Genomic DNA, 5678 nt, shown 5'->3' on the forward strand with positions numbered 1-5678 from the left:
CGCGGCCGGCCCAGGTGGCTTCGGCCGGGGCGGCCTAGCGCGGGGCTTCGGCCGGGGCGGCCCAGCGCGTTTTGCGGTCAGCCCGAAGCGGGACCGGCCGAGGGCATGGCCTGCCGGTGCGCCGGCCGGGGCCCCTTTTGCGGGCCCCGGCCGCGTGCTGATCCAAACGAAACGGCCTACTGACCGGGGTCGACCAAGCCTCCGCCGCCGGTGTGAATGCCACCGGCCGGACGGTGGTGGTGGTGCTTCTTGACGTGGTGCTTCTTGACGTGGTGCTTCTTCTTGGGGTGCTCCTTCTTGATGTGGTGGTGGTGATGGTGCTTGACGACGTGGTGGCGGACAACCACCCGGCGCACGATGGAGCCGTTGATGCAGGTGTTGCCGAAGGCCGGGTTCAGCAGGCCGACGATGTTAATGGTGTTGCCGCACACGTTGATCGGAATGGCGACCGGGATCTGAATCGCATTGCCCGACACCACTCCCGGCGAATTGGCCGCGCCGCCGGCCGCGCCACTGTCTGCGAACGCTGCCGACATGCCACCCAGGGCGGTACTTGCCGCGAGAGCGGCCATAGCAGTCACCCGTGTGATCCGTGACATAAAAATCTCCCGATCGATCCAAGCGGCTCACTGCCGCTTCCTGTATTTCCCTTCGGTGCGTGCGGCCTCACATTGAGAGAATTTGCTAATATTTCACTCTTTCAGGGAATAAATGTGGTTTAGTGCTGGCTCCTTGCCGCAGGACGGCTGCTGAGTCATGTGTTCTTCGAACCCACGTGGTCGCCCGTTCGGGCGCGTGGTCGAGGTCTGCGCAATCGACGACCGGCAGAGACGCGGCGCGCGCCTGGATGGCCCGGCCCGCTATCCGCGGGGCGCCAGGGCCTCCCAGCGCACCGTGACCTCTCCCTGGCGGCGCCGCCGCGGGTCGCCGGTCAGCGGCCAGTCCGTCGCCAGGGCCTGTACGGCGGCGCGCCAGCGCTGACGCGCACCCAGGGCGCCCAGCGGGGCGGCCGCCGCCCAGGCACGGTCGAAGTCGCGCAGGAAGGCATGCACCGGCTCGCCCGGCACATTGCGGTGGATCAGCGCCTTCGGGAGGCGTTCGGCCAGGTCGGACGGGGTGTCCAGGGAGCCGAGCCGGGTCGCGAAGGTGACCGTGCGCGGCCCCTCGGGGCCCAGCGCCACCCAGACGTGCCGCCGCCCGATCTCGTCACAGGTGCCCTCGACCAGCAGCCCGCCCGGTGCCAGTCGCGCGCACAGCCGCCCCCATACGGCGGCCACCTCGTCCTCGTCGTACTGGCGCAGCACATTCGCGGCCCGGATGAGGACCGGCGCGCGTCCCCGCTGGCCCGGCAGCGGCACCTCGAAGCCGCCGTGGAGGAAGTCCAGCCCCGGCCGCTCGTACGGGCGGGCGGCCTCGACCCGCGCCGGATCGATCTCGATGCCGACGACCCTCGCGTCCGTCCGGACCGTACGCAGCCGGCCCAGCAGCTCCACCGCGGTCCAGGGCGCGGCGCCGTAGCCGAGGTCGACCGCCACGGGGTCGGCGGCGCGGCGCAGCTCGGCGCCGTGTTCCGCCGCTATCCAGCGGTCCATACGGCGCAGCCGGTTGGGGTTGGTAGTCCCGCGGGTGGCGTTTCCGACGGGCCGGGACGGCGCGGGGGCCGAGGCGGCGGTGGAGAACGTGGAGAAGGGGGAGGAGGGGGCGGAGCGGCGGGCCATGGCTTCGAGGGTATGGGGTGGTGGGGCCGGCCTTCGCGCTTGGTCACGCTTTGGCAAAGTGCGAAGAGAGCGGTCCGGGCGGAAATGGATGGCCGGGGTCTGTTGTTGCAGGGGTTCGGAGGCCTGCCGCCCGCCCCGCCTAGGAGGTAGCTCGACGTGAGCCAATACGTGTCCCGGCTCCGTAGCCGTCCCCATGGCCAGTTCCCGGGACAGGCCCGGCTGCGCCTGCCCGGCAGCCTCCGCCGCCCCCGCCGCGTCGCCATGCTCAGCGTGCACACCTCCCCGCTGCACCAGCCCGGCACGGGCGACGCCGGCGGCATGAACGTCTACATCGTCGAGCTGGCCAGGAAGCTCGCCTCGATCAACATCGAGGTGGAGATCTTCACCCGCGCCACCACCGGCACCCTCCCGCCCGCCGTCGAACTCGCCCCCGGCGTTCTCGTACGGCATGTGGACGCCGGCCCGTACGAGGGCCTGGCCAAGGAGGAGCTGCCCGCCCAGCTGTGTGCCTTCACCCACGGCGTGATGCAGGCCTGGGCCGGCCACCGCCCCGGCTACTACGACCTCGTGCACTCCCACTACTGGCTGTCCGGGCACGTCGGCTGGCTGGCCGCCGAGCGCTGGGGCGTCCCCCTGGTGCACGCCATGCACACCATGGCCAAGGTCAAGAACGCCGCGCTGGCCGTCGGCGACACCCCCGAGCCGGCCGCCCGCGTGATCGGCGAGACCCAGATCGTGCGCGCCGCGGACCGCCTGATAGCCAACACCGCCGAGGAGGCCGACGAACTCGTACGGCACTACGAGGCCGACCCCGGCAAGGTCGCCGTCGTCCACCCCGGCGTCAATCTCGACCGCTTCCGGCCGACCGGCGGCGGTGTCGCCGAGAGCCGGGCGGCGGCCCGCGCCCGCCTCGGCCTGCCCAAGGACGCGGTCATCCCGCTCTTCGCCGGCCGAATACAGCCGCTCAAGGCCCCCGACATCCTCCTGCGCGCGGCCGCCGCCCTGCTGGCCGAGGATCCCTCGCTGCGCTCCCGGCTGGTCGTGCCCGTGGTCGGCGGGCCCAGCGGCAGCGGCCTGGCCAAGCCCGAGGGCCTGCAGAAGCTGGCCGCCCGGCTCGGCATCGCGGATCTGGTGCAGTTCCGCCCGCCGGTCGGCCAGGAACAGCTCGCCGACTGGTACCGCGCGGCATCCGTGCTGGTCATGCCCTCGTACAGCGAGTCCTTCGGGCTGGTCGCCATCGAGGCCCAGGCCTGCGGCACCCCGGTCGTCGCGGCCGCGGTCGGCGGCCTGCCGGTGGCCGTACGCGACGGCGTCAGCGGCTTCCTCGTCGCCGGCCACGACCCCGCCGACTACGCCCGCGCCCTGCGCCGCTTCGTCGTGGACCCGTCCCTGCCCGCCCGTATGGGCACCGACGCCGCCCGGCACGCCCAGTCCTTCGGCTGGGACACCGCCGCCGCGGCGACCGGCGAGGTGTACACCGCCGCCATGCAGGAACGCCGCCGTCACCTACGATCCCTCCATGGGTGATGAGCGAGAGGCGAGCGGTGCGGTGGACAACCGGACGGCCGAGGCGGGCGCGAGCCCGAGCGATGTGATCGAGCGGACCCTGACCGACGCCGGTCTCGAATGGGAATCCCCCTCCGACGGCAGCTACGTCATCAAGCTCCCCGGCACCCGCAAGCTCTCCACGACCTGCTCACTGATCGTCGGCAAGCACTCCCTCTCCATCAACGCCTTCGTCGTCCGCCACCCCGACGAGAACCACGAGGCGGTGCACCGCTGGCTCCTCGAACGCAACACCCGCCTCTACGGCGTCAGTTACGCGATCGACAAGCTCGGCGACATCTACCTCGTGGGCAAACTCCCGCTCGCCGCCGTCACCCCCGACGAACTCGACCGGATCCTCGGCACGGTCCTCGAAAACGCCGACGGCAGCTTCAACACGCTCCTGGAAATGGGCTTCGCCACCGCCATCCGCAAGGAGTACGCCTGGCGGGTCTCCCGCGGCGAGTCCACCCGCAACCTGGAGGCGTTCACCCATCTGACGCGGGGGAGCGCGGCCGGGGCGTAGCCGCCCGCACGGTCCTGCGCGCAACCGGGCCACGGCCCCGTCTACCGCACGAACCGCACCTCCGGATACCGCCCTGACTGCCCGTTCAGCAGCCCGCCGTCGTCCCGCCCCCGCAGCCACCGGTCGAAGAACGCCGACACATAGGCGCGCTGAGCCTCGGCAGCGCGCTCCGGGTCGACCGTGCCGATCACCTTCGTCACCGTCTCCCGGGGCAGGTCCAATTGCCGGGCGATCTGTGGAATCAGTGCCTCCGCGTCCGTATAGCTGGCATGCCGGCTGCCGCTCAGCGTCAGATCCCGCAGCCAGGCACCCGTACTGTGCCGCCACACCGTGCCCCACGAAGCGACCGTGTGATGGTTGTCCCCCTCCATCCCCATCAGCAACAACGGCCGGTCGACGCCGTCGAGCCCGACCGTCGACGGGTTCGACGGATCGTCGTCGCGCTGGGTGTAGCCCATGACGCCGTCCATGTTCACCGCGGCCTTGATCCGCCGGTCGTCATGCATCGTCTGCGCCGCCGTGAACCCCCCGGCCGAATGCCCGAACATCCCGACCGCGTCCAGATCCAGCGCCCCCCGAAGCCGGGCCGGCAGCGCGGATGCCGCGCCCGGCTTCGCCAGCTCGTCCAGTACGAACCGGGTATCGGCCACCCGCACGTCGCTGACCTTCTTCATCAACTCCGTGATCCGCCCGGCCTTCCCGGCCTTCGCCATCTCCGCCTGCATCACACTGCGCGCCACCCGCCCGCCAGGGAACTCCACCGCGGGCGCCTCGTAGGTGTGGTCGATGCTCACCACCACATAGCCGCGGGACGCCAGATCGTCGCAGAGCGTGCTGCCGAGGGACCGCGGATCGCCCGCACCGGGGGAGTAGAGCACCACCGGCAGCCGCCGCCCGGCATCCCGCGCCGCCACCGGCGCCCCCTTGTGCGCATACGTACGCGTGGCCGCCCAATCCACCTTCCCCCGGGGCACCTGCTCCGAGAAGTTGTTCAGCGCATCGAACCCGGCCGCCTCACGCGCCGTCATCTGGGGCGCGCGCGGATACCGCCCCGCGTCCGCCCGCGCCGGGTACCGGACGCTCACCATCAGCTCCCGGTGCGTCTGCCCGCCGACCCAGGGGTCGCGGCGCTGCCGGTCGGTCAAGTGCAGCGAGACCGTGCCGACTTGGTGCCTCCCGGTGGGCGCGGGCAGCGTCATGGGCGCGGCGTGCGCGGGAGCGCCCGACGCCCGTACGGGTGCGGCGGCCGGTTCCCCCGACCCGGCCGCCGCCCCCTGTCCCTCGGTCGGCCCCGAGACGAGTGCCCCCGCAGCCACCAGCGCCCCCGCGGCCGCCAATCCCCCGATCACCGCGGCCCGCCGTCTCCCGTGTCGCTGCACACCGTCGTCGGTCATTGCATCTCCCCGTCGGCTCGACCGATCCCTACGCGGCACCGGCCGGACGTTGCCCGCCGGCGCCGTCATCAGACTCCCGGAACCGACCGCCCGGATCGACCGTGCAGCCACCCGTCTTGGGGGTGTGGCCACCACGACCATGTACGGCCCGCCCGTGCGCACCCCCTTCCCCGGACCCGGTCGGCATGGCATCCTCACGCCGTCTCCCATGTGAACAATGTTCATATCCATGAAAGGCGGGCTCATGGAAAGCGCGAAATTGACGCACGGCACGGCGGGTGCGGGAAGCACGGGAAGTGTGGAGGTCTCGGGGGTCGCGGAGAGCAGGGGAAGCACGGGAAGCGCGGAGGTCACGGAATTCAACAGAAGACGGCTCCTCCGCGGCGCGATCGGCGCAGCGGCCGCCGCCGCCCTCCCGGCAGGCACAGCCACCGCAGCCACCACATCCAACGCGGCCACTGCGGCCACCCCACCCCACCCCACCCCCAACCCCCC

At 71.9% G+C, this 5678-nt stretch carries 4 protein-coding genes and 2 pseudogenes; 3 read left to right on the plus strand and 3 right to left on the minus strand.

Annotated elements, in window-relative coordinates:
• Positions 1-365 precede the first annotated feature (365 nt).
• A pseudogene (locus DY245_RS47200) lies at positions 366-599 on the minus strand (chaplin); the annotation flags it as partial.
• A 261-nt stretch (positions 600-860) separates the two neighbouring features.
• Positions 861-1718 (minus strand): class I SAM-dependent methyltransferase, encoded by an 858-nt coding sequence (locus tag DY245_RS34735; RefSeq protein WP_128511089.1) that lies wholly within the window; start codon positions 1716-1718, stop codon positions 861-863.
• Positions 1719-1874: 156 nt separating this feature from the next.
• Here DY245_RS34735 and mshA point away from each other — a divergent pair, with 156 nt between their 5' ends.
• Both mshA and DY245_RS34745 read left to right on the plus strand, forming a co-directional pair.
• Positions 1875-3245, plus strand: coding sequence for a D-inositol-3-phosphate glycosyltransferase (mshA, locus tag DY245_RS34740; RefSeq protein WP_128511090.1), 1371 nt, complete (start codon positions 1875-1877; stop codon positions 3243-3245).
• The gene (locus DY245_RS34745; protein ID WP_244943460.1) at positions 3238-3789 is read left to right on the plus strand and encodes a type III secretion system chaperone family protein; all 552 of its coding nucleotides are present in this window, start codon (positions 3238-3240) and stop codon (positions 3787-3789) included. The genes mshA and DY245_RS34745 overlap by 8 nt, the downstream gene beginning before the upstream one ends.
• Positions 3790-3830: 41 nt before the next feature.
• On the opposite strand, the gene DY245_RS34750 is transcribed toward DY245_RS34745, so the two are convergent.
• A complete protein-coding gene (locus DY245_RS34750; protein WP_128511091.1) occupies positions 3831-5183 on the minus strand; it encodes an alpha/beta hydrolase family protein in 1353 nt (450 codons plus the stop codon).
• A gap of 244 nt (positions 5184-5427) precedes the next feature.
• Between DY245_RS34750 and DY245_RS45510 the strand changes: the two are divergent.
• Positions 5428-5678 (plus strand): annotated as a pseudogene (locus DY245_RS45510) (hypothetical protein); the annotation flags it as partial.

Origin of the sequence: Streptomyces inhibens, from assembly GCF_003389455.1 — a bacterium.
In the GTDB taxonomy this organism is placed as follows: Bacteria; Actinomycetota; Actinomycetes; order Streptomycetales; family Streptomycetaceae; genus Streptomyces; species Streptomyces inhibens.